Below are 25,742 nucleotides of genomic sequence, written 5' to 3'. Positions count from 1 at the left end.
CTATTATAAATCATTAACCTATTAAAGGAAATTTCTCAGAGAAATATTCTTTTCACCTGTAACTTTTCTGAAAAATAAGTCTTTAGTATCACGAAATTCCATACAAAACCATGCTTTCCTCCTATTTCGAAAATACTGAATATTTTATAATATTTAGATTACAGAAATAGATTATAGGGAGTGAGTATATTGTTAAAAGTTCTATCAACTTCAGCTTTAACCCTTGCTTTAGCAGGAAGTGCCGTTTTTGCAGGAGCCGGACCGGCAGATACACAGGCTAAGCAGGAAAACAAGTATCAAATCAATCTTGCACATCATGTCGGTGCGTCTCCAGAGCTTGCTGCAAAAGCGAAGGAACTGGGAATCGATCTGTCAAAGGCCGATCCGGCTGAGAAAGCAGCCAAGGCGGGAGCAAAATTCCAGCAGCCTGGCGACAATCATGTGGCATATAAAGAGGCAACAGGGGATATTCCAGTTTTGGTTCTTCTCGCAAAGTATCCGGATGGAGATGAGCCTGTCGGCGATATGCCTGGACAAGTCCCGGCAAAATATTATGAGGATTTAATTTTTGGAACTGAGTATAACCCATATGAGCTTAAACAGTTCAAGCAATATGATGGACCGGATGTTCCAAAGGACCGCACAATGCAAAACGCTTATAAAGAATCCAGCTATGGAAAAACGAACCTGGTCCGCAAGGAAAATACAGAGTTTGTCTGGGTGGAGATGCCAAAAGGTGCTTCCTACTATCTGGATCAGGAAGGTAAATATGCTGAAGGCGGTAAATATGTAAATGGGAACGTCAATGGTGATGCCCATACAGGTGAATTCATCCGCGACTTGCTGAAAGCGGCAGACGATCAGGTTGACTTTTCAAAGTATGCTGAAAATGGGGAAGTGCCTAACGTTTTCGTCATTCATGAAGGAACAGGGGCTGAATTCAGCCGTGACCCGGCCCAGTTCTGGTCTCATAAGTGGAATATCCTGAGTGCCCTTTATTATGGAAAATACTATGAAACTGGCCAGCCGGCACCAGTAAAAGAAGGAATGGCTGAAGAAGCATGGATAAACAAAACTGTTAAAGAAGATATGACGTATGATGGCGTAATCGTTAACAATTACAACATCCAGCCAGGAATCGGCGGTAACGTGGCCGGATTTGATGCAGCAACAAATACGTATAATGATGAAGCAAAAACAGGTCCATTCCCTGCTCAAACTGGGGTTTATGCCCATGAATTTGGACATGCCCTGGGATTGCCTGATTTCTATGATACGGTTTATAGCTCTGAAGGGGTAGGGAACTACTCGATGATGGCAGGCGGATCATGGCTGCGCTATCCGAATAAACCTGAATTTGGCGGAAACTCTCCGGCACACTTTGATCCATTCTCTAAGATTTTCTTAGGATGGGTAAATCCGGTTGAAGTGAAACCCGAGGATGGCGTGCAGGAAATCACATTGCCTGCAATCAATAAAGCAGATGCTGACAACGGCATTGTCAAAATGGAGGTGCCAGGCTCAAATGGTACTGAATACTTCCTATTTGAAAACGTTCAGCAGGACGGCTTTAATAAAGGGTTTATCCGCCAGGGTGAAGACGCTAAAGGCTTAGTGGCGTGGCATGTAGATGAGAACATCATCAACCTGTACCAGACAGCCGGCTTCCGTCCAAACAATGTTGAAAATTGGATGAACAAACGCTTCCAATACAACCAATCCGAAACAGCGAGTGACGGAACAGTTGTAACACATTACGGATTATCTGTCCTTCAGGCTGATGGGAAGTATGACCTAGAGAAAAATAAAAACCGCGGTGATGCAGGTGACTTCTTCAAAACAGGCAGCAAAATCACACCTGTCTCCGGAAAGGTTCATACTGGCTCTTACTATTTCTGGAAGGGCAACAGCTCAACACCGGCTGACTCCGGAATCCATGTAACAGACATTAAAGAAAAAGCGGATGGATCCATCACAGCGAAATTCTTCTATAACTCGAACAGCAGCACAAAATAATAGACTGAAAATCCGAGCAGGGTGACCTGCTCGGATTTTTGTTTAAAGACTATTTTTCTCATATACTTTCAAATTAGCATATAGGGCACCGATAACAGGGGCACTCAAATCCAGTATGTCAGCTTTCTCCAGCAAATAGCCAAAGAAGTGATCAGCTTCGATCGCCTGCCTCTTTTCCATATCGCGCTGAAGGGAGGACTTCATTTCATAGCCCATTTCATGTATTTTTTTCATCTGGGATTCTTCAATCCCTTCAGCCAGCGGAGCACCCAGGCCTCTCATAATGGCAGATGCCTCTTTTAGAACCTCTTTAATCGAATTCAATCCGAAAGCCTGCTCGCGGATCGGACCGATAGGTGAGCGGAACAGGGAGGTGACACCGGAAAGTGTGGAGATAAACAGGTACTTATGCCACATCTCCTGTTCGATATTTTCAGAGAGTCGAAAGTTTGATTTTGTACCTGAAAAGGCCTCTTGAAGCTTTAAAATCCGCTCCGTTTTTTCGCCGGAACGCTCCCCGAAAACCAAGTCATGGACAGGGCTGGTATGAACCACTGTCCCATTTTCACCAAGAGTGGTTTCAATAAAACAAAGTCCCCCGAGAACGTTCTCTTCTCGAAAAGCAGCTGTCAGCTGATCCATATGGGCAATTCCATTTAAGAGAGGAAGAATCATAGTATTATTGTCTGTGTATGGACGGATATCCCTGATGGCTCCCTCAAGATGATAAGCTTTGGTAGAGAGCAGGATGACGTCGAATGAATCTGCCTTTTCTCCAGCCTGAATCGTTTTTGGTTCCGAAAACACCATTTCTCCATGAACACTTTCCACGCGCAGCCCATATTTCTCAAGCTGCTGCTTTCTTTTTTCCCTTACCAAAAAAGTAACATCCATACCTTTTTCCAAAAGCCTTCCGCCAAAATAGCCACCAATGGCTCCGGCTCCGACTATTAATATCTTCATATTATAGTGCCTCCTTTGGTTAAATGGAAAAGTGCACGCATGTACGTGCACTTTTTGCTAAGTTAAATAGAAGAATACCCCGATTATGGATACCACGCAAAAAAGTAATTTAATAGAAAGAGAGAGAGAAGCTTCACCTTGCGCATTTATTCTCTTCTCTTCCTCATTTACTGCTTCCCGGTATTTGGGATTACAGCAGCCCATTAAGCAGATCTCTTCCAGCCGGAAATATCCTCTTCAAGCGGCAGATTATTCGCCCGAGCTTTTTTAGCAGCGGAGAAGAACAGGGCTACAAGAGCAACTGTACCGATTGCACCGCCAATCCAGGCAGTATTCCAGGATAATCCGAAACCGATTGGTGCGTTTAAGATATACGTTAAGACCATCAGCAGCATGAATGTGCCAGGAATAAGCGAAATCCAGTAATTTTTCTTTGCGATATACAAGTACATGGCACCGACAAACAGTGCGATGACCGCTGTTGATTGGTTTGCCCAGCTGAAGTATCTCCATAAAATGTTAAAGTCGATTTGCGTTAGTGCCAGTGAGACCGCGAACAAAGGAATAGCGATCCACAAACGGCTTGAGAATTTCTTCTGAGCAAAATTAATATAATCAGCAATAATCATCCGTGCACTCCGGAAAGCCGTATCTCCTGAAGTGATTGGAAGAACAACAACTCCAAGAACAGCAAGTGTTCCGCCGATCGCACCAAGCATCATAGTGGAAGCTTCACTGACGACTGCTCCCGGACCGCCGTTTGCAAGGAAATCACTTAATCCGTTATAGCCATCAAACAAGCTCATCGCAGCAGCCGCCCAGATCATCGCGATAATTCCTTCTGCAATCATCATGCCATAGAAAATTTTGCGTCCCTGATTCTCATTTTGAGTTGTGCGGGAGATAATCGGTGTCTGTGTCGCATGGAAGCCGGAAAGAGCACCGCAAGTAATCGTGAAAAACAGCAATGGAAAAATAGGTGCATTAGCCGGGTGGAAATTCTGCAGTGAAATTTCGGGAATATTAGCGCCGGTCGCAACTAACCCGATACCAACCCCAAGTGCACTGATTAAAAGCAATGCTCCAAAGTATGGGTATAAGCGGCCAATAATTTTATCAACAGGCAGTAAAGTCGCCAAAATGTAATAAATGAAAATTGCAGCAATGATGAGGGTTACAGATACCTTCTGATCCATCACCACATAAAGCAGATCAGCCGGAGTCGTAACAAACACCGTACCAACCAATAACAGAAGCAGAACAGCGAAAGCGTTCACAACATGCTTCATGACTTTCCCGAGGAACTTGCTCGCAAGCTCAGGCAAATGTGCGCCGCGGTTGCGGATGGAAATCATTCCTGTTAAATAGTCATGAACAGCACCGGCAAAAATACAGCCGACCACGATCCAGATAAAAGCTGCAGGCCCGTAAAGAGCTCCCATGATCGGACCGAATATCGGGCCGGTACCAGCAATGTTCAACAGCTGGATTAACGAGTTCTTTGGCGTGCTCATGGCGATATAATCCACACCGTCAGCATGTGTATAGGCAGGTGTTGTTCGTGCCTCCTTCACACCGAACACTTTTTCAACATACTTGCCGTACGTAAAATAACCTACAATTAAAAGTGCAATACAGGATAAAAAAGTAATCATATTAATCCCCCTTTATGAATGCGTTTACATTAATTATATAAAAGAAGGAGAAAATTTGAACAATTTGTGTCCAACATGTAAAAAATGAAGATTAAAAGGCAATGAAGGGGGATTAAGATGCATGGAAAGATGTGAATGATTCGAAAATTCGCTATATTTTGAGCTACCCCCCCACCAAAAAAACAAAAAAGCACCGTCCCCGATGCTTTTCACAATTCCAATCGCACCCGCAGTGCCTTCACATAGTTCCTGCTCACAGACAAGAGTTCTTCCCGGCCTTCCATCTCAAGCTGATAGGCCCCGTTAAACCAGGGGGTCAGCCGAGTTACATAATCCAGATTCACCAGGTAACTTTTGTGAATCCTGAAAAAAGAGAAGGGTAAAAGCCTGCTCTCCAGGTCCTTCAGCGGGGTTTTGGTTTCATGCTCTCCGGTCCTGGTGATAATCCGGGATACTTTTTCGTCCCGGCCGATATAGAGGATCTCTTTTGGCTCCAGGTATAAAATTTCCCCATCTTCTTCAACAGCCAGTTTGCCCGCCGGCTTGCCGATATCATTTTCTTTTTTGGCGCCAATCAATTTTTCCACTCGCCTGATGGTCTGCTCGAGCTGATCCTCGTCGTAGGGCTTCAGTAAATAATCGGTCGCTTCATAGCGGAAGGCTTCAGCAGCAAACTGCGGGTAGGCCGTTGCAAAGATGATAAGCGGCACTTTTTTCAGCTCGTGCAGGGATTGGGCTGCTTCCATCCCATTCATTTTGGGCATCTCCACATCAAGGAAAACAACATCCGGCTGAAGCTGGATGGCTTTCATCACCGCTGCTTCACCTGATTCAGCCTCGCCGACAACCTGAATTGCAGGAAATTCCTCCAGTAAATGCTTTAATTCATCTCTGCTGTAGCGTTCATCATCAGCGATTAAGGCTCGGATCGTTTTTTCCATCAGCTTTTTCCTCCGTTTTCGGAATGGCGAATTGGATGTCAGTGCCTATGCCCGGCGTGCTTGCAATTTGCAGCGAAGCTTCCTCACCAAACATCATGGTCAGCCGGCGGTTTACATTGTACAATGCAAGTCCTGATCCCGATTCTGACTGCAGGGTTTCCTTGCCAAGCTGTTCGGCTCTTTCCCGGCTCATTCCCTGTCCATTATCCTTCACCTTTACTATCGTCATTCCGTCCTGTTTCTGAATTTTGATCATAATGATACAGTCTTGTTCCTTGTTCTTAATCCCATGCTTTACCGCGTTTTCCACAATCGGCTGCAGAGTGAGCGGCGGGATTCTCTCCAATAGGGCATCTTCTTCAATGTCGTATATGACTTCGAGCCGATCCACAAACCGGGTTTCTTCAATTGACAGATAGGCCTTTACATGTCTGAGTTCCTGTTCAAGAGTTGTAAAGCTGACAGTTGTGGCCGTCAGGTTCTGGCGCAGAAAATGGGAGAGTGAAACAAGCAATTTCCGTGCCTGGGCAGGTTCAATCCGCACAAGGGAGATAATCGTATTTAATGAATTAAATAAAAAGTGCGGTGATATTTGCGCCTGCAGCGCTTTAATTTCAGCTTCCTTTGCCAGCTGGAAGGCTTTATCAGCTTCAGCGATTTCAATCTGATTGCTGAGGAGTACACTGAGTCCCGAAATCAGCTCCATCACGAGATTTGTCATTTCTTTTTCCGAAGTGAAGTAAAACTTCAGCGTTCCGATTGTTTCGCCGCGCAGCTTTAAAGGAGCGACAATGGCTGCACCAAGTGGGCAGTTTTCCTCCCGGCAATGAATGGACTGGTCATTGGCAACAGCAATTTCACCGTGTTGAATGACATCCCGTGTGATCTGGGTCTGAATCGGGCTTCCGGAACGATGGTGGTCATTTCCAAGGCCGACATGGGCAAGAATTTCAGTGTGATTGGTGATGGCAACTGCTTTCATTTGAAGTTCCTTATGTAAAATCAGGCAGACTGCCAGAGCGGACTTATGATTGATGCCTTCCCGAAGGTGGGCAAGGGTCTGGTCTGCAATCCGCAGCGTTTTCTGTGCATGAAAAGCACCTGCTTTTTCTTCTTCGTTAATGACATTTTTTATGATCAGCAGGAATAAGGCACTGCCAAGCCCATTGGCTAAAATCATAGGAATCCCAATCATTTCGACAAGCGCCACCGCCTTTTCAATGGGCCGTGATATTCCAAGGATAATCAGCATTTGCACGGCTTCAGCCGCAGCACCAATGAAGAAAGCTGATGATAGCTTCACATGCTCGTTCTTTCGGCGGAAAAAGCCGGCAAGCAGCCCAGCCACTATGGACGCCAGCCCGCAGGCAATCCCGGTAAAGCCTCCAAGCGTAAACCGGTGGAGTCCAGCGATAATTCCTGCGCCAATTCCTACTTTAGGGCCGCCAAGCAATCCTGCGAGCACGACCCCGATCACCCTGGAATTGGCAATGGCTTCATCAGAAGCAAGCTCGGATGCCCAGCGGTTAAACTGCAGTGTGTCTGTATTAAAGGCCAATCCGGAATAGGTTCCAATGATGCCAAAAAAACCGAAAAAAAGAATGGCTTTATACTCGTGCTGCCGTTTTAATCTTTCACCATAAATCATCTCTCTGAAAAAGCGGAATCTTGTCAGAATCAGCGCAATGGTGACAATGATTCCAAGCCGCTCGAGCATTGTAATCAGCAGTTCAAGCATCCCTTATGCCCCTTTAACCAAGTCTATTATCATCATTTTAATGGATTAAAGAGTAAATGAAAAATGGCCTGTTTGAATTTTTCAAAAAAATCGCAGGCATTTTATAAATAATTGTCGAAAATATCTTGTTAGCAGGATTTTTAACTGCTTTTTTCTGATAATAATGGAGCTGACAAAATGATCGAATATAAAGTAAATATAGAAGGAATATCACCAGATATGCTTGACGGTTTTTTTGACGGATGGCCAAATCCGCCGAGCCCAGAAAAACATCTGCAGCTTTACAGGAGAACCGGAAGCTGGGTATCCCTACAATTTAGTTTATCTAAAAGAGGAGGCCAAGTAATTGGACACAGAAATTCTTAATATATTTGACGATAACCGAAAACAAATCGGTTCAGCTTCCCGTGAAGAGGTCCATCAAAAAGGCCACTGGCATGAAACTTTCCATTGCTGGTTTGTCAGCAGGGAACATGATCAGGAATATATTTATTTTCAATACCGCAGCAATGACAAAAAGGATTACCCCGGTCTTCTGGACATAACGGCTGCAGGCCACCTCATGAGCCATGAATCTGTCAGGGACGGCATGAGGGAAGTGGAGGAAGAACTGGGGATTCATGTTGATTTTGCGGATTTGGTGCCACTGGGTGTCATTGAATATATGGCAGAGAAAGAAAATTTTATCGACAAAGAACTGGCGCATGTATTTCTTTATGACAGCGTCCATACACTGGAGGAGTTCAACCCGCAGCCGGAAGAAGTAACAGGAATCTACCGGATTGCTCTGGAGGACTTCTATGAGCTTTGGTTTGAGGCAAGAGAACATATTAAGGCAGAAGGGTTTCAGGTTGAAAGAGATGAAAGAATCACCTCTGCCATTGCAGTGCGCAAAGAGGACTTTGTTCCGCATGAGGATTACTACTACAGGCGCGTACTGCATTCAATTCGGGAGATGGAGAGGGAACATGCTGATCAAGACTGAAGAAGATATAGTGAAGCTGGTAGAGCAGGACAAATGGATGAGGAACATCCTAACAGCCGCAAAGTCATTAGACCTCCCTGACTGGTGGGTATGTGCCGGCTTTGTGAGGGCAAAAGTCTGGGATACTCTTCATGGATTCAGTAATAGAACTCACTTGCCGGATGTGGATGTCGTTTATTTTAATAAGAGTGACCTTAGCGAAGAAACGGAAAAGGAACTGGAGTCTAAGCTTAAATCCCTCCTGCCCAAAGTGCCCTGGTCAGTTAAAAATGAGGCAAGAATGCATCTCATTAATGACCTTTCCCCATATACATCATCAGTGGATGCGATCTCAAAATTTCCTGAAACGGCTACTGCCCTTGGATTAAAGCTTGATGACAAAAACAATATTATATTAACTGCTCCATGGGGGATCGAGGACTTGCTTGCTCTTAAAATAAAGCCCACACCTGTGTTTGCTGAAGATAGCAAGTTGTTTGGAGTTTACCTGGAACGAATTGAAAAAAAGAACTGGAAATTATTATGGCCTGGGATAGAAGAAATTCAAGGAAGAAACCAATGAAAAAGGTGTTTTTAATACTGATGCTGCTTATGCTGCCAGGCGGTTCGCAGATACTGGCAACAAAATGGGTGGAACTAAATCCGGAAGAGGTCGAATCCCGCTCACAAATCATTGTGCTGGGAACATATAATTTTAAAAGTAAACCAAAATCAAGCAAGAGTAATTTTTATGGAAGGCAGTTTCATGTTGAAAAGGTTTTTAAAGGGGAAGCGGCAGAAAACATCACGGCAGGCATTGATATATTCGATGATGGATGGGCTGAGGAATTTCAGCAGGAGGGCGGCAAGTTCCTGTTATTTTTGGAAAAATCAAAGGAGGCACGCTTTCTTGTCCCCGTTGCTGGCCCCAATGGAATGGTTCAAGTGCAGGATGGCAGAATTGTATCAGGGCATGAGGACTATTACGGAAAAATTATAAATGAAGAAGCAACAACACCAAGCCCTGTTAAAGAAAATGAAAATGAAGGCTATCTGCTTGAAATCTTGCTGTTTTCCTTAACTGGCCTTATCACTCTCCTGCTAATTATTAGGTTTTTATCAAGAGAAAATGCGAAATCTTATTAAGCGCGCTGCATTTAGATTATAATAGAGAAATAACAACTAAAGAAAAGGCAGGATTCTGTATGATTGTAAAAAACGAAGAAGAATTAGCAAAACTGAAGGAAATCGGCAAAATTGTCGCGGAGATTCGCGATGTGATGATCGAAAAAACCAAGCCAGGCGTAACAACCAAGGAGCTTGATGACCTAGCTGGAGAGCTATTTGAAAAGCACGGAGCAATTTCAGGACCTAAAGGAGAATACGATTTTCCAGGGTTCACATGCATAAGCGTGAACGAAGAAGTGGCCCATGGGATTCCGGGTAGCCGCATAATAAAAGAAGGCGATCTGGTAAATATTGATGTTTCAGGATCAAAGGACGGCTATTTCGCAGATACAGGCCTATCATTTGTTGTTGGCGAGGACGAGAAGCTGCAAAAGTTATGTGGTGCAGCACAGGAAGCATTTGACGAAGGCCTGAAAAAATTAAAGCCGGGCGGCAAGCTGAGCCTTGTTGGTAAAACAGTTCATAAAGTGGCAAAAAACAATGGATTCAACGTAATCATGAATTTGACCGGCCACGGTGTCGGCCGCTCCCTTCATGAGAAGCCCGACCATATCCTGAACTATTTTGATCCATGGGATAAGCAGCTGCTACGAGAAGGAATGGTAGTAGCCTTCGAACCGTTTATCTCAAGCGGAGATGAAGAAGTAAGAGAAATGAGCGACGGCTGGACGTTCGTCACACCAAATAAAAGCCATGTCGCCCAATGTGAACATACCGTTGTTGTCACAAAAGAAGGACCCATTATCTTAACGAAATAATCATGAACCAGGGGCATTGTATGTTCCTGGTTTATTTACTTCTTAGATTTTAAAAAAACACTTGAATATTCCAAAGCATTCCGCTAAAATAATAAAAATTTCAAATTTTAAAGTAATGACAGAAATCAGTAGCTGTTCTCTCCCTGTTTTAGAGAGCTGATGCCCGGTGAAAATCAGCACATAGATAACAGTGAATTACCTTCTTGAACTTTCTCTGTGAACAGAAGTAGCAGGGAACGGCCCGGACCGTTAATCCGCTGAGCGGAAGAGCAATCTTCAATAAGGGTGGTACCGCGTTAACCACGTCCCTTTCTTTAGGGGCGTGGTTTTTTGTATTCCAAAAACAGAAAGGATGGAAATCATGGACAATTTTTTCGAAAAATTAACAGCACAACAAAAGCTTGAAGCAGAGAGGCAGCTGGAGGTTTACCGCAATGGTGTCCAGGAGATTCTGCCTGAAGCAGAGCTAAAGAATAAAATAGCCAAATCCATTTTTTTTAACGAGCCTTTAAAAATTAAGCTTGGGCTTGATCCTTCTGCTCCGGATGTCCATCTCGGCCATACGGTCGTGCTGAATAAATTAAAGCAGTTCCAGGACAACGGACACGTCATCCAGCTGATTATTGGTGATTTTACCGGGAAAATTGGCGACCCGACAGGGAAATCGGCAGCCCGAAATCAGCTCACAGATGAGGAAGTGAAGCATAATGCCAAAACCTACTTCGAGCAATTCAGCAAAGTGCTGGACATGGATAAAGTCGATCTTCACTACAACTCAGCATGGCTCTCTGACCTCCAGCTTGAAGACGTGATCCGGCTGTCTGCAAGCATAACGGTTGCCCGCTTGCTCGAACGAAATGACTTTTCAGAGCGCCTGGCCACAGGTAAGCCGATTTCGCTTCATGAGTTTTTCTACCCGCTGATGCAGGGCTATGACTCGGTTGCTCTTGAAAGCGATATTGAGCTTGGCGGCAATGACCAGCATTTTAATGTTCTGATGGGACGCCATCTTCAAGAGCATTTCCAAAAGGAAAAGCAGGTCGTCATTCTGATGCCGCTCCTTGAGGGTCTGGATGGCAAAGAGAAAATGTCCAAATCGAAAAACAATTACATCGGTGTGGATGAAGATTCGAATAATATGTACGGCAAAACAATGTCCATACCGGATGAGTTGATTGTAAAATACTTCAATCTCTCAACAGATTTGCCGGTGACCGAAAAACAGAAAATCGCAGAAGAACTGGAAAACGGAACTCTTCATCCGCGTGACGCCAAAATGCTCTTGGGAAGAACAATTGTCCGCATGTACCATGGTGCAGCCGAAGCCGAAAAAGCTGAACAGTATTTCCAAACCATTTTCCAAAAAGGAGCCATGCCCGATGAGATCCCGGAGACCGAATGGATGGGGGAGGGTGAAATGCTCATTACGGATCTGATTGCCGGTCTTGGCCTGCTTTCATCCAAAACAGAAGCCAGAAAAATGATTGCAGGAGGCGGCATCCGCTTAAACGGAGAAAAAGTAAGCGATGTAAAGCTGCGCGTGAAAATTACAGACGGATTAGTTCTTCAGGCAGGAAAAAGAAAGTTTGTGAAACTGAGGCTGAACTAGGCAAATCACTTTTTTCTCCAAACCTTTTCAAGATATGATGGAATAGACAAAATTTTTAAAGAAAAGCAGGTGGAGGAAATGAAAGCGGTCATTCATGTAGGAAAAGCTGGTCTCGCCGGGTTATCTTATGGTGAAATTGAAAAGCCTGAGCCGGGGGCCGGAGAAGTCAGGGTGAAAGTAAAAACCGCAGGGCTGAACCATCGGGATTTATTTGTCCCGAACCGCCACAAGCCGGAAGATCCTGCGCTTGTCATCGGTTCAGACGGGGCGGGAATTATTGACGCAGTCGGAGCTGGCGTTGCAGACATGAAGCCAGGCGATGAAGTCATCATTAATCCCGGACTCGGCTGGAAGGAAAAAAGCGAGGCACCGCCGGCCGGCTTTGAAATCGTCGGCTTGCCGTTTCATGGCACATTTGCGGAATACATCATAATTCCGGCTGAAAACACAGCACCCAAGCCAGGATATTTAACCTGGGAGGAAGCGGGCGTCCTTTCTCTTGCAGCACTAACCGCCTACAGAGCATTATTCACTAGAGGAAAGCTTCAGGCAGGCATGAAGGTTTTTATCCCCGGAATTGGAGGGGGAGTGGCAACCTTTTTAATGCAATTCGCAAAAGCGGCAGGGGCTACCGTCTATGTGGCTTCACGTTCAGAGGAGAAATGCCGGAAGGCTCTCGAACTTGGTGCAGATAAAGCCTTGAACAGCAGCGAAGATTGGACGGAAGCTCTTGGCGGAGCAAAGGTGGATCTTGTCATTGAATCGGTTGGTCCTGCTACATTTAATAAATCTCTGGAAATCCTTCGCAACGGCGGTACCATCGTAACATTTGGCTCATCTACAGGTGATGTGCTGGAACTCAATCTCCGCAGTCTCTTTTACGCTCAGCAAAACCTGCTTGGCTCAACAATGGGAAGTGCAGAGGAATACCATGAAATGCTCCAGTTTATAGAAAAACATCAAATCAGGCCGGTTTTGGATCAGGCATTTCACCTGGAACAATATGAACAGGCTTTTGAAAAAATCGCAAACGCAGAGCAATGGGGGAAAATTGCCTTTACGATTAGATAAAATTAAACACCTCGGAACAGAGGTGTTTTTTATTATAGGAAAATAGTTTTGAGAACATTCTAAAAATTTGTTGTTGTGAATCATTAGTAGTGGTAGAATAGCCTTAAATTCTACATGTTTCGACTTTGGAGGCTATTATGAAATTCTATCAATCTTTAAGGTTTAAGATGAGCCTGATTATGATCCTGCTTTTACTTGTTCCGTTAATGCTAATCGGGTTTTTATCGTATCAGCAGACTAAAGTGCTTGAATATGCAATCATCCCCAAGAGCTCATTGGAGGAAATCAATCCGGATTTCAAGGAAATTTTTGCAGATTATGAACAATTCTTAACAGAATTAACTGTTTCGGAAGAAATGAAGTCAAATACATACTCATTTCCGGATAAAATGGCAAAAGAGATTACAAATATGCCGGCAGCCAATGATCCATTGAAAACACAATTCTATGAAACCTACCTGAGCAGTAAAGCAGGTGATTACGGAAACACCTTAAATCTATATTTTGCAACAGAGGGTAAGGGAGAGTTTTACCTTTCAAATATCCCGCCGGCAGAAGTAGACCTGAGGGATTTTGATCCCAGGCAGCGTGACTGGTATTTAAGTGCGAAGGAGGCAGATGGAAAGGCAATCTGGACTGATCCTTATATTGACACTGGCACAGGGAAATCTACTATTACATTAGCGAAAGCTTTTAAAAATGAAAATGGGAATATTGCGGGAGTGGCAGGGCTTGATTTTGATATGCACAAGCTTGCTCTGCTAATAAGAGGAGATATTCTGAATAAGTCCTTAATCATTGCCGGATTATCTGTGCTGGCCGGACTGCTGATTGTTTATATCTTTATGAAAAATTTCATAAAACGGCTTGGAGCACTTCAGTCAGGCATGTATAGACTGGCAAAAGGTGATCTTTCAGTCGATAAACTGTATTCAGCGCAGCAGGACGAACTCGGCAGGCTAGTATCAAGCTATAACGAAATGATGGATCATTTAAAAGAGCTGATAACCAACGTGATAGATACCTCTCAGCAGGTGGCAGCCTCTGCAGAACAGCTGAATGCAAATGCGGACGAAGTCGCAAAGGCAACAGACCAAATTGCAGGATCCATTCAGGAAGTATCTGAAGGGACGGAAGGCCAAGCTGGAAAGGTTGCCGAGTCCCGCGAACATTTGAATCAAATTAAAGAAGATATCCGGGAGATTTCTTCTTTGTCTGGAAAAGTCGCACAGTCCTCTGAATATACAGCTGCCAGGTCAGAAGATGGTATGCTAATCGTTAATCGTGCAATTAAGCAGATGGAAATTATCAGCCAAAACACAGATGAGACTGGCAGAATTATTCATATGCTGGATGAAAAGTCTGCAGAGATCGAGAAGATTCTATCGATTATCAGTCAGATTGCTGATCAGACCAATTTGCTTGCATTGAATGCTGCAATCGAGGCTGCCAGAGCCGGAGAGCACGGCAAAGGGTTTGCAGTAGTTGCAGATGAAGTCCGAAAACTTGCTGAGCAATCAAGTGCTTCTGCAAAACAAATTTCTTCACTTATTCTCGACATTCAGGATCGAACCAAAATTGCGGTTGAATCCATTTCAAAAGGGGAAGGAACAGTAAAAGAGGGAATCACACTTTTTGGTGAGGCTTGGAATTCCTTCGATGGGATATCAGCTGCTGTAAAAGAAACGTATGCACAAATGGAGCTTGTGTCCGGAAAAATGAAAAAGATACAGGTTAGCACAAGCCAGCTGTCAGATTCGTTTAATACGGTTGATGAATATGCAATTCAGGCTGCGCTGCATACTCAGGAGGTTGCGGGTGCAACAGAAGAGCAGAGCGCTGCCATTCAGGAAGTTTCATCCGCAACAGGTGTCCTTGCAGACATGGCACAGGAGCTCCATGAAAAGGCTATGAAGTTTAAAATATAAAGAAAGAGCCTTTGCGGGCTCTTTCTTTTCATTGTCTTATACATGTAAAAACTTCACACAAACCGGATCCGGCACTTTCACATCAGACTGAAGCAATGTGAGCTTCCCTGTGTTTTCATCTCTCGAAAACAAAACAATATTGCTGGAATTCTGATTTGAGCCAATTACGAATTTTTCAGATGGATCGAGCACAAAATCACGCGGCCAGTTTCCTTCTGTAGAGGTATGCTCCACAAATGCAAGCTCCCCATTATCCTGATTGACAGAGAAAACAGCAATGCTGTCATGCCCTCGGTTGCCCGAATAAACAAAGCGGCCGTCTCTTGAGATATGAATGGCGCTTCCCTGGTTATTTTCCTTAAAACCTTCCGGAAGCGTGGAAATAGCCTGCTTTTGAACGAAGCTTCCATCTTCATGATACTGAAGTAAAAGAACTTCAGAGCTAAACTCGGTCATCACATAGGCATACTTGCCATTTGGATGGAACACTAGGTGTCTGGGTCCGCTGCCCGGCTTTACGGAAAGGATACTTTTTTCCTTCAGAATTCCTTCATTCACTTCATACGAAATCACCTGGTCTGTTCCCAGGTCAACTGCAGCTAAATATTTTTCGTCAGGAGTCAGCCCGGCATAGTGAGTATGCGGTTTTTCCTGCCTGCTGTCAGGGCCTGATCCGCTATGCTCCATAACCGAAACAGCAGGATTTAAAGAGCCGTCCTCATTTGTTAAGTAAGACTCGACTGTCCCTTTATGGTAGTTTGCACTGAAAACATTGCGCACGGAAGAATCCACACTGACATGGCATGGAGGGGATCCGGCAGAAACCTGGCTGTTGATTTTCTCAAGTGAACCGCTGCTGCTGTCAAGACGATACGCAGCCACTCCGCCGGATTCGCCTTCCTTGGCTACCGAGTATAAAAATTGATTATCCCGGCTGATTGTCAAATAGGTGGGATTATCCAATTGTGCTACCGTCCTGACATCGGAAATTTTGCCTGCTTTTGTATCCAGTACAAATGAATAAATCCCTTCACTTTCACCCTTAGTGTATGTGCCTATGTATCCTCTGTATTTGGCCATATGAAGCCTCCTCTATATGTTTTCTTCTGAAAATACTCTATCATAATTTGCGTTCTAAACAAAAGGAAGAGGAATTTTACAATGAAAAAAGAATAGTAAAAGGTAAGTATTTGAAAGGATGATGAGGTTGAACGCTCCCCATTCGATATTGTCAGTCTGGAGAAACTTTGATCGCTTTCCGATGGAAACTCTGACAAAAGCATGGTACTACGATAAAGCAGGAACGAAAAAGCAGAGGGATGTTTCTTTAATGCAGGAGCACCGTGCCCAATATGGCATTGCCGGAAACTGTTTTGACCTCGCGATATGGCTTCTGCACGAATTTAAAGAGGCAGGAATTCAGGCATATCCGGTTGGCCACGAATTGAAAACACCTTCTGCCCATGCAGCAGTGGTGGCGGTGGATGAAGAAGGCCGCCGCTTTCTATGTGATCTGGGCGACCAATGGCTGCAGCCCATATTAATTGATTCAAAGGCCCGGGATTTTACTACCAAAAGGATAAGCGGGTTTTTCCCTGCGGCAGATGTCCAGGTTTCATCTGAAAGCGGGCAGCTGGAAATTGCCTATCACCGCCCTAACGGTAAAATATCGCGGCAACGTTATGATACGGATCCGGTTGAACTGAAATCCTTTCTGGAAGCAGCCGAAAGATCGCAAAACACGATTTATCCAAAAGCTTTGGTGGAGCAGCGGATTTCCTATAAAGACGAAACCGCACACTGGGAATTTTATAACTGGAAAAGTTTCCTCAGTACCACAGGAGGCCTGCACCATGATGCTCCCGCAGAATCTATTGAAGAATGGGCGGCCCGGATTCATGAAAAGACAGGGTATGATAGGGAGTTTTTAATAGAGGCTCTCAGTATTTATAAAAAGCTTGAAAACAGCGGTCTTTCCCATTAGGGAAATCTTCCTATTTATTTCCCATTCTGTCATTTTGAAGATATAGTAGGATATAATCGAAGCAAGACATAAGAGGGGAGATATATACACATGGAGCCTATTCATAAAGTTTCAGCGTATCTTACTCAAAATGCGGAGGTATTATCAGAAGAGCTGGTTACAGAAATCGTAAAACGATTTGGTTTTGAAATTCCAAAACAGGAATTTAAGGCTGCCGTTTCGATGTATGTGGAGTTTATGAAGTTCCTGGGAACGATGATTGCAAGCAGCAATGAGAGGATTCCTGAAGGACTGGTTGAATGGAGCAAGGGAAATGGCGAACGGGCTGCCTCCAAGGGAGGAAAAATTTCTGATATCGTCATCCGGTATCCGGATACCCGCCTCGTTTTTACTGATAGATTAAATGATATTAGCAAAAAGTTTGAATTAACGGCTGAAGAAATTATTACTATTGTCAAAAAAGTGAACTTTATGCTGGACATCAGTGTTAATGAGACCGTATTTGCCTTTGAACGGCACTCCGAAGAACAATTAAAAGAGACCCAATCCCAGGTAAATGAGCTGTCTGCAACCATTGTACCAATTCAGGGCAGCATTGCAATACTTCCATTGATCGGCAGCATAGACTATGACAGAGCTCAAATCATCATTGAGAAGACAGTCCCTCGGGTCAGCCAGCTGGGAATCGAAACCTTAATTATCGATTTTTCCGGCACGGTGAATATAGATGTTGAAATTGCCAATCATATTTTTGATATCCGGAATATTCTCCAGCTGATTGGAGTCAATACCATTGCCACAGGTGTCAGACCGGATTTGGCAAAAAGAGCCGTTACACTGGGCATTGACCTATCATCCCTTGAAGTATACTCGAACGTCCTGCAGGCGATTAGAAGCATTAAATAGCGGTAATGAATGGAGCTGCTCTTAAAGCGGCTTTTTTTTCGAAGTTTAAAAGTGGAATATTTAAAAAACGATTGTCGAACCCCAGGCCACATAATAGTTTTTAGATATTTTATAATATATTAAATTAACAAAATAATAGATACTATTAAAAAGATTCGTATGGGAGGCTTTTTGCATGACTGTTTTTACATCCGCTTATTTTACGATGACTGAACAGGAAGCCATTGAATATGCCAAAACGAGGCTGAATTATTTTGCTCCGGATGCTGAATTGGACTCCAGGGAAATTGGAGATGGCAATTTGAACTATGTTTTCAGGCTGACTGACCATAAACACAAGAAGTCTCTGATTATCAAGCAGGCCGGACCGGTTGCCAGAATATCAGATGAATTTAAGCTGTCTCCTGACCGCAACCGCATTGAATACGAAATTCTTGATCTGCAAAACAAGCTCGCTCCAGGCTTCGTGCCACAAGTGTTTAACTACGATCCAGTAATGAATTGTACTGCAATGGAGGATCTGTCAGATTACACTATTATGAGAACAGCCTTCATGCAGCATGAAAAATTCCCGCTGTTTGCTGACCATATCTCGAGCTTCCTGGTAAATACCCTGTTGCTTACGTCCGATGTCGTAATGGGACATAAGGAAAAGAAAGAGCTCGTCCAAAAATTCACAAACCCGGAACTATGCGAAATTTCAGAGGATCTCGTCTTCACAGAACCGTTTTACGATTGTGTGAGAAATGAAGTGTTTGAAGGCACCAGGGAATTTGCCAAAAAGGAAATTTGGGAGGATCCAAAGCTTCAGCTTGAAACGGCAAAGCTTAAATTTGAGTTTATGACCAATGCCCAGTCCCTGCTTCATGGCGATCTGCACACAGGCTCAATTTTTGTAAAAGAAGATTCTACTAAAATCATTGATCCTGAGTTCGCCTTTTATGGCCCGGCCGGATACGATGTCGGAAACGTGATTGCCAACCTGATTTTTGCCTATGTAAACGCGAAATATACCATCACTGAAGATGAAGCAAGAACCGACCAGCTTGGTTATCTTGAAAACACAATAGAAGATATTATTGACTTGTTCCAAACGAAATTCCTGCAGGCCTGGGATGAGAAGGCAACTGAACAAACTGCCAGTTATGAAGGCTTTAAGGAATACTATCTTGATACAATCCTGCGTGACACAGCAGCCGTCACAGGACTTGAATTATGCAGGAGAATTATCGGGCTGGCATCTGTAAAGGATGTCACATCCATTGAAGATTACACCAGCAGAGCTGCAGCAGAAATGATTTGTCTGGCAGCAGGAAAAATGTTTATTATGGATAGGGAATCTATTAAAACAGGAGAGGATTTTGTGCGTACTTTGAAAGACTGTGAAAAAAGATTCTAGAGGAGGCAGCATGATGGGGAAACCAGTGGATGTCATCCAGTCTGTCAGATTGGACGATGAAAACAATACACTCATTCTATTAGATCAAACAGTTCTGCCGAATGAAAAGAACTTTTTGCATTTGAAAGAATTAAAGGATATATGGGATGCAATCTATCATTTAAAGGTCCGAGGTGCACCTGCCATTGGAATTGCCGCGGCTTACGGTGTTTATTTGGGCACAAAGCAATCAGCAGCAGAAAGCTATGAAGAACTTTATCTGGATTTTAAAAAAGCGAAAGAATACTTGGCGTCATCACGGCCAACTGCTGTCAATCTGTTTTGGGCGCTCGACCGCATGGAAGCCCGTTTCCAGAAAGAAGAAGGCAAAGCTGCTAAGGAAATAAAGCAGGCTCTGAAAGAGGAAGCAGAAAAAATTCGTGCTGAGGATGAAAAAGTTTGCGAGTCAATCGGACAGTACGCGCTTTCTGTACTTGAGCCTGGATGGGGCATTCTGACACACTGTAATGCCGGAACAATTGCGACCGCTAAATATGGGACAGCTCTTGCTCCAATATATTTGGGGCAGGAAAAGGGATATGATTTTAAAGTATACGCCGATGAAACCCGCCCGCTTCTGCAGGGGGCCCGCCTGACTGCATGGGAGCTCGAAGAAGCAGGTGTGGATGTCACGCTGATCTGTGATAATATGGCCAGCATCATCATGAAAGAAGGCAGGATTCAAGCGGTACTTGTCGGCTGTGACCGTGTTGCAGCAAATGGGGATGCAGCCAATAAGATTGGAACATCCGGCGTTGCGATTCTAGCGAAACATTATAATATACCTTTCTATGTTTGTGCTCCGCTGTCAACAGTTGATCTCGCATGCAACACAGGGGACGATATCCATATTGAATTGAGAGATTCAGATGAGATTACTTCTAAATGGTACGAAAAGCCAATGGCGCCAGAGGGTGTAAAAACCTATAATCCCGCATTCGATGTAACAGATAGTGAACTGATCACAGGCATTATCACGGAAAATGGCATCGCGTATGCACCATACACAGAAAGCCTTCCAAAGATGTTCAAATAAGAAGAAATAGCCTCCTGACCAAGCGGTTAGGAGGGTTTTTATTCTTCATATCTTTAAAGCGTTTAACTAGGAAAATATCCCTGACATCAATAAAAATGAAGTGTAATTTCACTCTTTGTATCTATCAAAGGAACTAATTTTTTTGGGGTAATTTATTTATGTATGGAAATATTATGAATTTAACAACATGTTGACCGTAGAAAAAATTTGTAAATCAGTCAAAATACCTGTTACTTTTTTAGAAGCTATGTTTCTATGCCTGATTCTAAAGTCTGAGAATTAAACATTTTAGCATATTGTTAGAGTCTGAATATTTTAAATATACTTTAAATACAACAGGAATCGACAGAAAAAATATAGATTTGAGAGGAGAAAAAGGATGAAGAAAAAAAAGGCATTAGGAGCAGCACTTCTAAGTATGACCATGGGTTTATCAGTTTTCACAGCGGGGGCATTCGCAAAAGAACCGGAGACCCAAAACGAAACCTACCGGGTATTGATCCAGGGTCCGGCAAATGCTAAAGCCAGTGTGAATTCACAGGTGGACAAGCGTTGGGATTTTGGCAGCGATGGCATGACTGCAGAGGTTAATGCAAAGCAATACCAGGCACTCCTGAAAAATAAGAACTTAAAAATTGAAAAAGTAAGCGAAGTTACTCTTGATACTGCCAGAACAGAGGCGTCCAAGAAAGATTCCGTTTCCATCCAGGCAGCTGGTTACCCAAGTGATCAGACACCATGGGGAATTGCCTCAATCTATAATAACAGCAGCATTACGAGTACGTCAGGCGGAAGCGGCATTAAGGTTGCTGTTCTTGATACAGGCGTTTATACAAGTCATATTGACCTGGAAGGCTCTGCAGAGCAATGTAAGGATTTCACTCAATCCAGCCCGCTTGTAAATGGCTCATGTACGGATCGCCAGGGTCATGGCACACATGTAGCCGGGACGGTTTTAGCGCATGGCGGATATGATGGACAGGGCATTTATGGAGTAGCTCCACAGGCAAAGCTCTGGGCTTATAAAGTACTTGGCGATAACGGCTCGGGATATTCAGATGATATTGCAGGAGCAATCCGCCACGTAGCTGACGAAGCATCCCGTACTGGCTCTAAAGTGGTCATTAATATGTCCCTTGGTTCAAGCGGCAAGGATTCTCTCATCAGCAGTGCGGTTGATTACGCATACGGCAAAGGTGTCCTTGTTGTTGCCGCAGCAGGAAACTCTGGCTACAGCGCTAATACAATCGGCTATCCTGGAGCTCTGAAGAATGCGATCGCGGTTGCAGCCCTTGAAAACGTTCAGCAAAACGGTACATACCGTGTAGCCAACTTCTCATCCCGCGGAAATCCTAACACAGACGGTGACTATGTCATTCAGGAAAAAGACGTGGAAGTGTCTGCTCCTGGTGCGAGCATCGAGTCTACGTGGTATAACGGAGGCTACAACACGATCAGCGGTACATCCATGGCTACACCTCACGTAGCAGGCCTAGCAGCGAAAATTTGGTCATCCAGCCCGTCCATGAGCCATACTCAGCTTCGCACAGAGCTTCAAAACCGTGCTAAGAAATATGACATTAAAGGCGGATACGGAGCAGCAACTGGTGACGACTACGCGTCAGGCTTCGGGTACCCTCGCGTAAAATAAACGAACAGCATCATACCCCCGAAAACCGTCTGATCTCGGATCAGGCGGTTTTTTATAAATATTTCCGCGGAAATGATCAAATTTTAGCGAAACATGAAAACTGATAGAAAATGCTGAAACAAATTAATTTTGAATATACAATAGAGTGGATGTGAATAGGAAGGGAGCTGACAGCCGTGGCTGGTAATAATACATATCATAATGACCAGGAAGCAAAGGAACTCATCTGCGAAATCGGCAGAAGAATATACAATAAAAACTTCGTTGCTGCAAACGACGGAAACATTTCCATTAAAGTGAATGACCGTGAACTCTGGACAACACCAACCGGAGTGAGCAAAGGGTTTATGACACCGGATATGATGGTTAAGATGGATCTTTTAGGCAATATTCTGGAAGGGAAGCTGAAGCCCTCTTCAGAAGTAAAGATGCACCTTAGAGTGTATCAGGAAAATCCTGAAGCACAGGCGGTTGTCCATGCCCATCCGCCTGTGGCCACTTCGTTTGCCATAGCCGGAATTAGCCTTGAAAAACCCGTTTCACCTGAAGCAGTAGTCCTGCTTGGCAAAGTGCCAGTAGCCCCGTATGCCACACCGGGTACACAGGAAGTTCCAGACTCGATTGCCCCATATTGCAGGGATTACAATGCTGTACTTCTAGCGAACCATGGAGCCCTAACCTGGGGAAGGGACATAACAGAGGCCTATTTCCGGATGGAGTCATTGGAACACTATGCACTCATGCTGATGTATTCTGATCACATCATTCAAAAGTCAAACGAACTAAGTACAGAACAAATTGCCGAGCTGATCTCAATCCGTGAAAAAATGGGCATTCATACAGGCGGAATACCCGTTCCGAAACGTGATAAGGAAATCCGGACAGCTCCTGGCATGACAGAAGAAATGATTGGAAATATCGTTCGGAAAGTAACAGAAGAAGTTCTGAAAAACGTTTTAAAATAGCCAAAAAGGGATAGCTATAAGGGTATAGAAATTCTGTATAATTTCAACCTTTTAACGAAACCTATCTTGAATACTTTTTTGAAACGTGAGGAGAGATTCCGATGAAATTGCTGGTCATTGGCGGGGTGGCTGCAAGTATGTCAGCCGCATCGAAATTAAGGAGAATGGACGAAAAAGCGGAAATTACCGTCTATGAAAAGGGTGAATTCTTATCTTACGGAGCCTGCGGTCTTCCGTATTACATTTCCGGCGAAAATGATGATTACCGTAAAATGATCGCAAGAACACAGGAGCAATTTGCTGAGAGGAACATTAAAACACATCTGCAGCATGAAGTTTTAAAAGTGGATACAAACAAAAGGGAAGTAACGGTTAAAGACCTTGCATCAGGAAAAACCTTTACAGATACATACGACAAGCTGATGATTGGAACAGGCACGTTTCCGATCATGCCCCATTTCCTGGAGCCGATCTCGAGAACATTCATGTGCTGAAGACACTCGAAGATGGGTTGATATTAAAAGAAATATCACGCAAACCGGAAGTGAAAGATGTTGTCATTGTCGGCGGAGGCTATATTGGCATCGAAGTGGTCGAAGCGATGAAAACCCTTGGCAAAAATGTGCGAGTTATTGAAATGGGTGAGAGAATCTTAGCTCCTTTTGATAAGGAAATAACCGATATTGCTGAAAAAGAAATCCGAGATAACGGCGTAGATCTGAACCTGGGAGAAAAGGTGGAGAGCTTCAGCGGCAATGGAAAAGTGGAGAGTGTCAAAACGGATAAAGGCACTTATAAAGCAGATTTAGTGCTTGTTGCTGTAGGTGTAAAGCCTGCTACGAAGTTTCTGGAAGGATCGGGAATAGAGACGGCGGAAAATGGTGCCATCATCATCGACCGTGAAATGCGGACGAATATTGAAGGGGTTTATGCGGCGGGGGACTGCTCTCAGGTTTATCACAAGGTGCTTGAAGAAAATGATTATATACCGCTGGGAACAAACGCGAATAAATGCGGCCGTCTGGCTGGGGCCAATATAGCCGGCAGTCATGAAAAATATGTGGGAACTTTGGGAAGTGCCGCGATTAAAATTTTTGATATGGAGCTTGGAAGAACGGGACTTTCCGAGGAGGATGCCAAAAAGCTTCGAATAGGCTATACAACGGAATTCGTAAAAGCTGCAGACCATCCATCTTACTACCCGAATCAGACTCCTATCTGGATCAAGCTGATCTGTGAGAAAGAAACAAACCGAATACTCGGAGCCCACGCCATCGGAAATAAAGGAGTGGTCCTTCGAATCGATGTATTTGCCGTTGCCATCCACAACAATATGGCAGCAGAAGAGCTTGGCATGGTGGATCTTTGTTATGCACCGCCGTTTGCGGGTGTCTGGGATGCTGTCCATATTGCAAGCAATGCAGCGAAATAAAAATGAAGCCAGCAGAGATGCCGGCTTCATTTTTATTTAATAAGAAGAATCCTTCGCAAGCTTCGGATGGCGGTTCATCGCTCCGAGCAGAATCAGTCCGCTCAGGATGAGGAGGAAGCTTGTGACGACAAATACGGCCGAAAAGCCAAGGTAGCCAGAGATCATACCGCCAATAACGGGTCCTATGATATTCCCGAAAAAGCGAAGACTTGTGTTGTACCCAAGCACTTCACCCTGCATAGCAACCGGCGCTTCCTGGCGGATATAAGCGATTCGGACAGGGATGATGCCCCCGATGGTGACACCAAGTGCAAAGCGGACAAGAACCAGCTGCCACATGTTTGAGACAAATCCCCCCGGCAGATAAAACACGCCTGCGAGGAAGAGGAGAACAACCAGCGTTTTAATATAGCCATGCTGATCCGCGATTTTCCCCATTGCCTTGCCATCAGAAGATTGCCAAGCCCTGCAGCTGAAAAAGCAATTCCAGCAAAAAATGCCAGATTTTCCGGTCCGTGCAATTCACTGACATATAGGGATAGGATAGGCTGGATGCTGAAATGTGCAATTTGAACAAGAGTTGATATCAGCATAACTGTCAGCAGGACAGGATGGCTGAGAATATGCTGAATGACCGCCTTGCTTGAATACCGCGTTTTCTCGCCCTTTTGTGTTTGGATTTTGTGTTCTTTTGTGAAAAAGACAAGAAAAGCGGAAACTAAGATGGCGATGGAGGTCCACTTAAAGGTATCTGCAAAACCGAATAAATCTGCGAGGACTCCGCCAAGAAGAGGACCCATCAAAGAACCTGTAATGCTTCCGGTCTGCAGTGTCCCCATCACCCTGCCGGCAATTTCCTTCGGTGTCTGCGTAGAAATGAATGCCTGGGACATACCGATGAAGCCAGTAAAAATCCCCATAAACAGCCTTAGAAAAAACAGTTGCCAGACGTTAGTCACATATCCCATCAGGAAGATGGATATCCCCATGCCGATTCCCGATAGAATCAATATTTTCCTTCGCCCAAAAAGATCACCTATTCTTCCCCACACAGGAGAAAAAAGAAATGCGGTTACAAATGTAATGGCAAACGTCCACCCTGACCAATGCTGCACATAGGTTGGAGAATGATCGCCGAAGCTTTCTATATATAATGAAATAAAGGGAAGCACCATTGTCATACTGCCTGCCACAAAGAAATTGGCAAACCACATAATCATTAAATTTCTTTTCGTCTGTTTTACCATATTTGAAACACTTCTTTCCGGTCAACATTTCGTTTCCCTAAATATATAATAACGAAAATGACAAAAAATAGGAAGGGGTATGCTTCATTCTAGTTTTTATATATCCTCTTATCCATAATAAAAACGGCTTTGCACAGGGAATCCAAAAATTTCTATGACATTATTACCACAGTCCGTAAAAAAAACATTGTCTTATAACAGCATTTATTCTATAATTCCTAATAGGAAAAAGATTCAGAATATATATTCAAA

Annotated in this window: 20 protein-coding genes, 2 pseudogenes and 1 other annotated feature; of the genes and pseudogenes, 16 read left to right on the top strand and 6 right to left on the bottom strand. The window is 44.0% G+C overall.

Features of this window, described 5'->3' with window-relative positions:
* Positions 1–189 precede the first annotated feature (189 nt).
* Positions 190–2,016: a M6 family metalloprotease domain-containing protein gene (locus LLY41_RS19185; RefSeq protein ID WP_304586208.1), complete on the top strand. Its 1,827-nt coding sequence runs from the start codon at positions 190–192 to the stop codon at positions 2,014–2,016.
* A gap of 42 nt (positions 2,017–2,058) precedes the next feature.
* Here LLY41_RS19185 and LLY41_RS19180 read toward each other — a convergent pair whose 3' ends face one another.
* From LLY41_RS19180 to LLY41_RS19165, 4 genes are all read right to left on the bottom strand, one after another.
* The gene (locus tag LLY41_RS19180; protein ID WP_095244306.1) at positions 2,059–2,979 is read right to left on the bottom strand and encodes a ketopantoate reductase family protein; all 921 of its coding nucleotides are present in this window, start codon (positions 2,977–2,979) and stop codon (positions 2,059–2,061) included.
* Between the two features lie 203 nt (positions 2,980–3,182).
* Entirely contained in the window at positions 3,183–4,634 is a 1,452-nt protein-coding gene (locus LLY41_RS19175) for a carbon starvation CstA family protein (RefSeq protein ID WP_304586207.1), read from the bottom strand.
* Between the two features lie 209 nt (positions 4,635–4,843).
* Positions 4,844–5,575, bottom strand: a complete 732-nt coding sequence (locus tag LLY41_RS19170; protein ID WP_095244308.1) for a LytR/AlgR family response regulator transcription factor — start codon at positions 5,573–5,575, stop codon at positions 4,844–4,846.
* On the bottom strand, positions 5,544–7,313 hold the full coding sequence (locus LLY41_RS19165; protein ID WP_095244309.1) for a sensor histidine kinase: 1,770 nt from the start codon (positions 7,311–7,313) through the stop codon (positions 5,544–5,546). The genes LLY41_RS19170 and LLY41_RS19165 overlap by 32 nt, the downstream gene beginning before the upstream one ends.
* A gap of 177 nt (positions 7,314–7,490) precedes the next feature.
* Here LLY41_RS19165 and LLY41_RS19160 point away from each other — a divergent pair, with 177 nt between their 5' ends.
* From LLY41_RS19160 to LLY41_RS19125, 8 genes are all read left to right on the top strand, one after another.
* A complete protein-coding gene (locus LLY41_RS19160) occupies positions 7,491–7,679 on the top strand; it encodes a hypothetical protein (protein WP_304586206.1) in 189 nt (62 codons plus the stop codon).
* Positions 7,660–8,298, top strand: a complete 639-nt coding sequence (locus LLY41_RS19155; protein WP_304586205.1) for an NUDIX hydrolase — start codon at positions 7,660–7,662, stop codon at positions 8,296–8,298. The genes LLY41_RS19160 and LLY41_RS19155 overlap by 20 nt, the downstream gene beginning before the upstream one ends.
* Positions 8,282–8,860: a nucleotidyltransferase family protein gene (locus LLY41_RS19150; RefSeq protein WP_304586204.1), complete on the top strand. Its 579-nt coding sequence runs from the start codon at positions 8,282–8,284 to the stop codon at positions 8,858–8,860. Before LLY41_RS19155 ends, LLY41_RS19150 begins: the two co-directional genes overlap by 17 nt.
* A complete protein-coding gene (locus tag LLY41_RS19145) occupies positions 8,857–9,423 on the top strand; it encodes a hypothetical protein (protein WP_304586202.1) in 567 nt (188 codons plus the stop codon). Before LLY41_RS19150 ends, LLY41_RS19145 begins: the two co-directional genes overlap by 4 nt.
* 59 nt (positions 9,424–9,482) lie before the next feature.
* Positions 9,483–10,223 carry a type I methionyl aminopeptidase gene (gene map, locus LLY41_RS19140; protein ID WP_095244314.1) on the top strand — a complete coding sequence of 247 codons (741 nt, stop codon included), beginning with the start codon at positions 9,483–9,485 and terminating at the stop codon, positions 10,221–10,223.
* Between the two features lie 106 nt (positions 10,224–10,329).
* Positions 10,330–10,536, top strand: a binding site (T-box leader).
* A gap of 48 nt (positions 10,537–10,584) precedes the next feature.
* Positions 10,585–11,832 (top strand): tyrosine--tRNA ligase, encoded by a 1,248-nt coding sequence (gene tyrS, locus LLY41_RS19135; RefSeq protein WP_304586201.1) that lies wholly within the window; start codon positions 10,585–10,587, stop codon positions 11,830–11,832.
* A 78-nt stretch (positions 11,833–11,910) separates the two neighbouring features.
* Positions 11,911–12,903: a zinc-binding dehydrogenase gene (locus tag LLY41_RS19130; RefSeq protein WP_304586200.1), complete on the top strand. Its 993-nt coding sequence runs from the start codon at positions 11,911–11,913 to the stop codon at positions 12,901–12,903.
* 137 nt (positions 12,904–13,040) lie between these two features.
* Positions 13,041–14,831, top strand: a complete 1,791-nt coding sequence (locus LLY41_RS19125; RefSeq protein ID WP_304586199.1) for a methyl-accepting chemotaxis protein — start codon at positions 13,041–13,043, stop codon at positions 14,829–14,831.
* A gap of 36 nt (positions 14,832–14,867) precedes the next feature.
* Here LLY41_RS19125 and LLY41_RS19120 read toward each other — a convergent pair whose 3' ends face one another.
* Positions 14,868–15,911, bottom strand: a complete 1,044-nt coding sequence (locus LLY41_RS19120; protein WP_304586198.1) for a lactonase family protein — start codon at positions 15,909–15,911, stop codon at positions 14,868–14,870.
* A gap of 127 nt (positions 15,912–16,038) precedes the next feature.
* On the opposite strand from LLY41_RS19120, the gene LLY41_RS19115 reads away from it, so the two are divergent.
* The 7 genes and pseudogenes from LLY41_RS19115 (at position 16,039) to LLY41_RS19085 (ending at position 24,243) form a co-directional block, all read left to right on the top strand.
* Positions 16,039–16,815, top strand: coding sequence for a hypothetical protein (locus LLY41_RS19115; protein WP_286137303.1), 777 nt, complete (start codon positions 16,039–16,041; stop codon positions 16,813–16,815).
* A 90-nt stretch (positions 16,816–16,905) separates the two neighbouring features.
* On the top strand, positions 16,906–17,721 hold the full coding sequence (locus tag LLY41_RS19110; protein ID WP_095244319.1) for an STAS domain-containing protein: 816 nt from the start codon (positions 16,906–16,908) through the stop codon (positions 17,719–17,721).
* Between the two features lie 175 nt (positions 17,722–17,896).
* Entirely contained in the window at positions 17,897–19,120 is a 1,224-nt protein-coding gene (gene mtnK, locus LLY41_RS19105) for an S-methyl-5-thioribose kinase (protein WP_095244320.1), read from the top strand.
* A gap of 13 nt (positions 19,121–19,133) precedes the next feature.
* Complete coding sequence (gene mtnA, locus LLY41_RS19100; RefSeq protein ID WP_370460359.1) at positions 19,134–20,195, top strand: S-methyl-5-thioribose-1-phosphate isomerase; 1,062 nt, start codon at positions 19,134–19,136, stop codon at positions 20,193–20,195.
* A gap of 379 nt (positions 20,196–20,574) precedes the next feature.
* The gene (locus LLY41_RS19095) at positions 20,575–21,846 is read left to right on the top strand and encodes a S8 family peptidase (RefSeq protein WP_304586195.1); all 1,272 of its coding nucleotides are present in this window, start codon (positions 20,575–20,577) and stop codon (positions 21,844–21,846) included.
* A 176-nt stretch (positions 21,847–22,022) separates the two neighbouring features.
* Positions 22,023–22,811, top strand: coding sequence for a class II aldolase/adducin family protein (locus tag LLY41_RS19090; protein ID WP_095244323.1), 789 nt, complete (start codon positions 22,023–22,025; stop codon positions 22,809–22,811).
* A gap of 101 nt (positions 22,812–22,912) precedes the next feature.
* Positions 22,913–24,243, top strand: a pseudogene (locus LLY41_RS19085) (CoA-disulfide reductase).
* A gap of 36 nt (positions 24,244–24,279) precedes the next feature.
* Here the strand turns inward: LLY41_RS19085 and LLY41_RS19080 are convergent.
* A pseudogene (locus LLY41_RS19080) lies at positions 24,280–25,490 on the bottom strand (MFS transporter).
* Between the last annotated feature and the right edge of the window lie 252 nt (positions 25,491–25,742).

The organism is Cytobacillus firmus, from assembly GCF_023612095.1.
Lineage (GTDB): Bacteria > Bacillota > Bacilli > Bacillales > Cytobacillaceae > Cytobacillus.
The sequence above is the reverse complement of the archived record's forward strand: the minus strand, read 5'-3'. Positions and strand labels throughout refer to the sequence as shown.

Bases quoted from the DNA above. Each gene is read 5' to 3' on its own strand.
- LLY41_RS19180 (WP_095244306.1), bottom strand. From the start codon at position 2,979: ATGAAGATATTAATAGTCGGAGCCGGAGCCATTGGTGGCTATTTTGGC.
- LLY41_RS19175 (WP_304586207.1), bottom strand. From the start codon at position 4,634: ATGATTACTTTTTTATCCTGTATTGCACTTTTAATTGTAGGTTATTTT.
- LLY41_RS19170 (WP_095244308.1), bottom strand. From the start codon at position 5,575: ATGGAAAAAACGATCCGAGCCTTAATCGCTGATGATGAACGCTACAGC.
- LLY41_RS19165 (WP_095244309.1), bottom strand. From the start codon at position 7,313: ATGCTTGAACTGCTGATTACAATGCTCGAGCGGCTTGGAATCATTGTC.
- LLY41_RS19160 (WP_304586206.1), top strand. From the start codon at position 7,491: ATGATCGAATATAAAGTAAATATAGAAGGAATATCACCAGATATGCTT.
- LLY41_RS19150 (WP_304586204.1), top strand. From the start codon at position 8,282: ATGCTGATCAAGACTGAAGAAGATATAGTGAAGCTGGTAGAGCAGGAC.
- LLY41_RS19145 (WP_304586202.1), top strand. From the start codon at position 8,857: ATGAAAAAGGTGTTTTTAATACTGATGCTGCTTATGCTGCCAGGCGGT.
- map (WP_095244314.1), top strand. From the start codon at position 9,483: ATGATTGTAAAAAACGAAGAAGAATTAGCAAAACTGAAGGAAATCGGC.
- tyrS (WP_304586201.1), top strand. From the start codon at position 10,585: ATGGACAATTTTTTCGAAAAATTAACAGCACAACAAAAGCTTGAAGCA.
- LLY41_RS19130 (WP_304586200.1), top strand. From the start codon at position 11,911: ATGAAAGCGGTCATTCATGTAGGAAAAGCTGGTCTCGCCGGGTTATCT.
- LLY41_RS19125 (WP_304586199.1), top strand. From the start codon at position 13,041: ATGAAATTCTATCAATCTTTAAGGTTTAAGATGAGCCTGATTATGATC.
- LLY41_RS19120 (WP_304586198.1), bottom strand. From the start codon at position 15,911: ATGGCCAAATACAGAGGATACATAGGCACATACACTAAGGGTGAAAGT.
- LLY41_RS19110 (WP_095244319.1), top strand. From the start codon at position 16,906: ATGGAGCCTATTCATAAAGTTTCAGCGTATCTTACTCAAAATGCGGAG.
- mtnK (WP_095244320.1), top strand. From the start codon at position 17,897: ATGACTGTTTTTACATCCGCTTATTTTACGATGACTGAACAGGAAGCC.
- mtnA (WP_370460359.1), top strand. From the start codon at position 19,134: ATGGGGAAACCAGTGGATGTCATCCAGTCTGTCAGATTGGACGATGAA.
- LLY41_RS19095 (WP_304586195.1), top strand. From the start codon at position 20,575: ATGAAGAAAAAAAAGGCATTAGGAGCAGCACTTCTAAGTATGACCATG.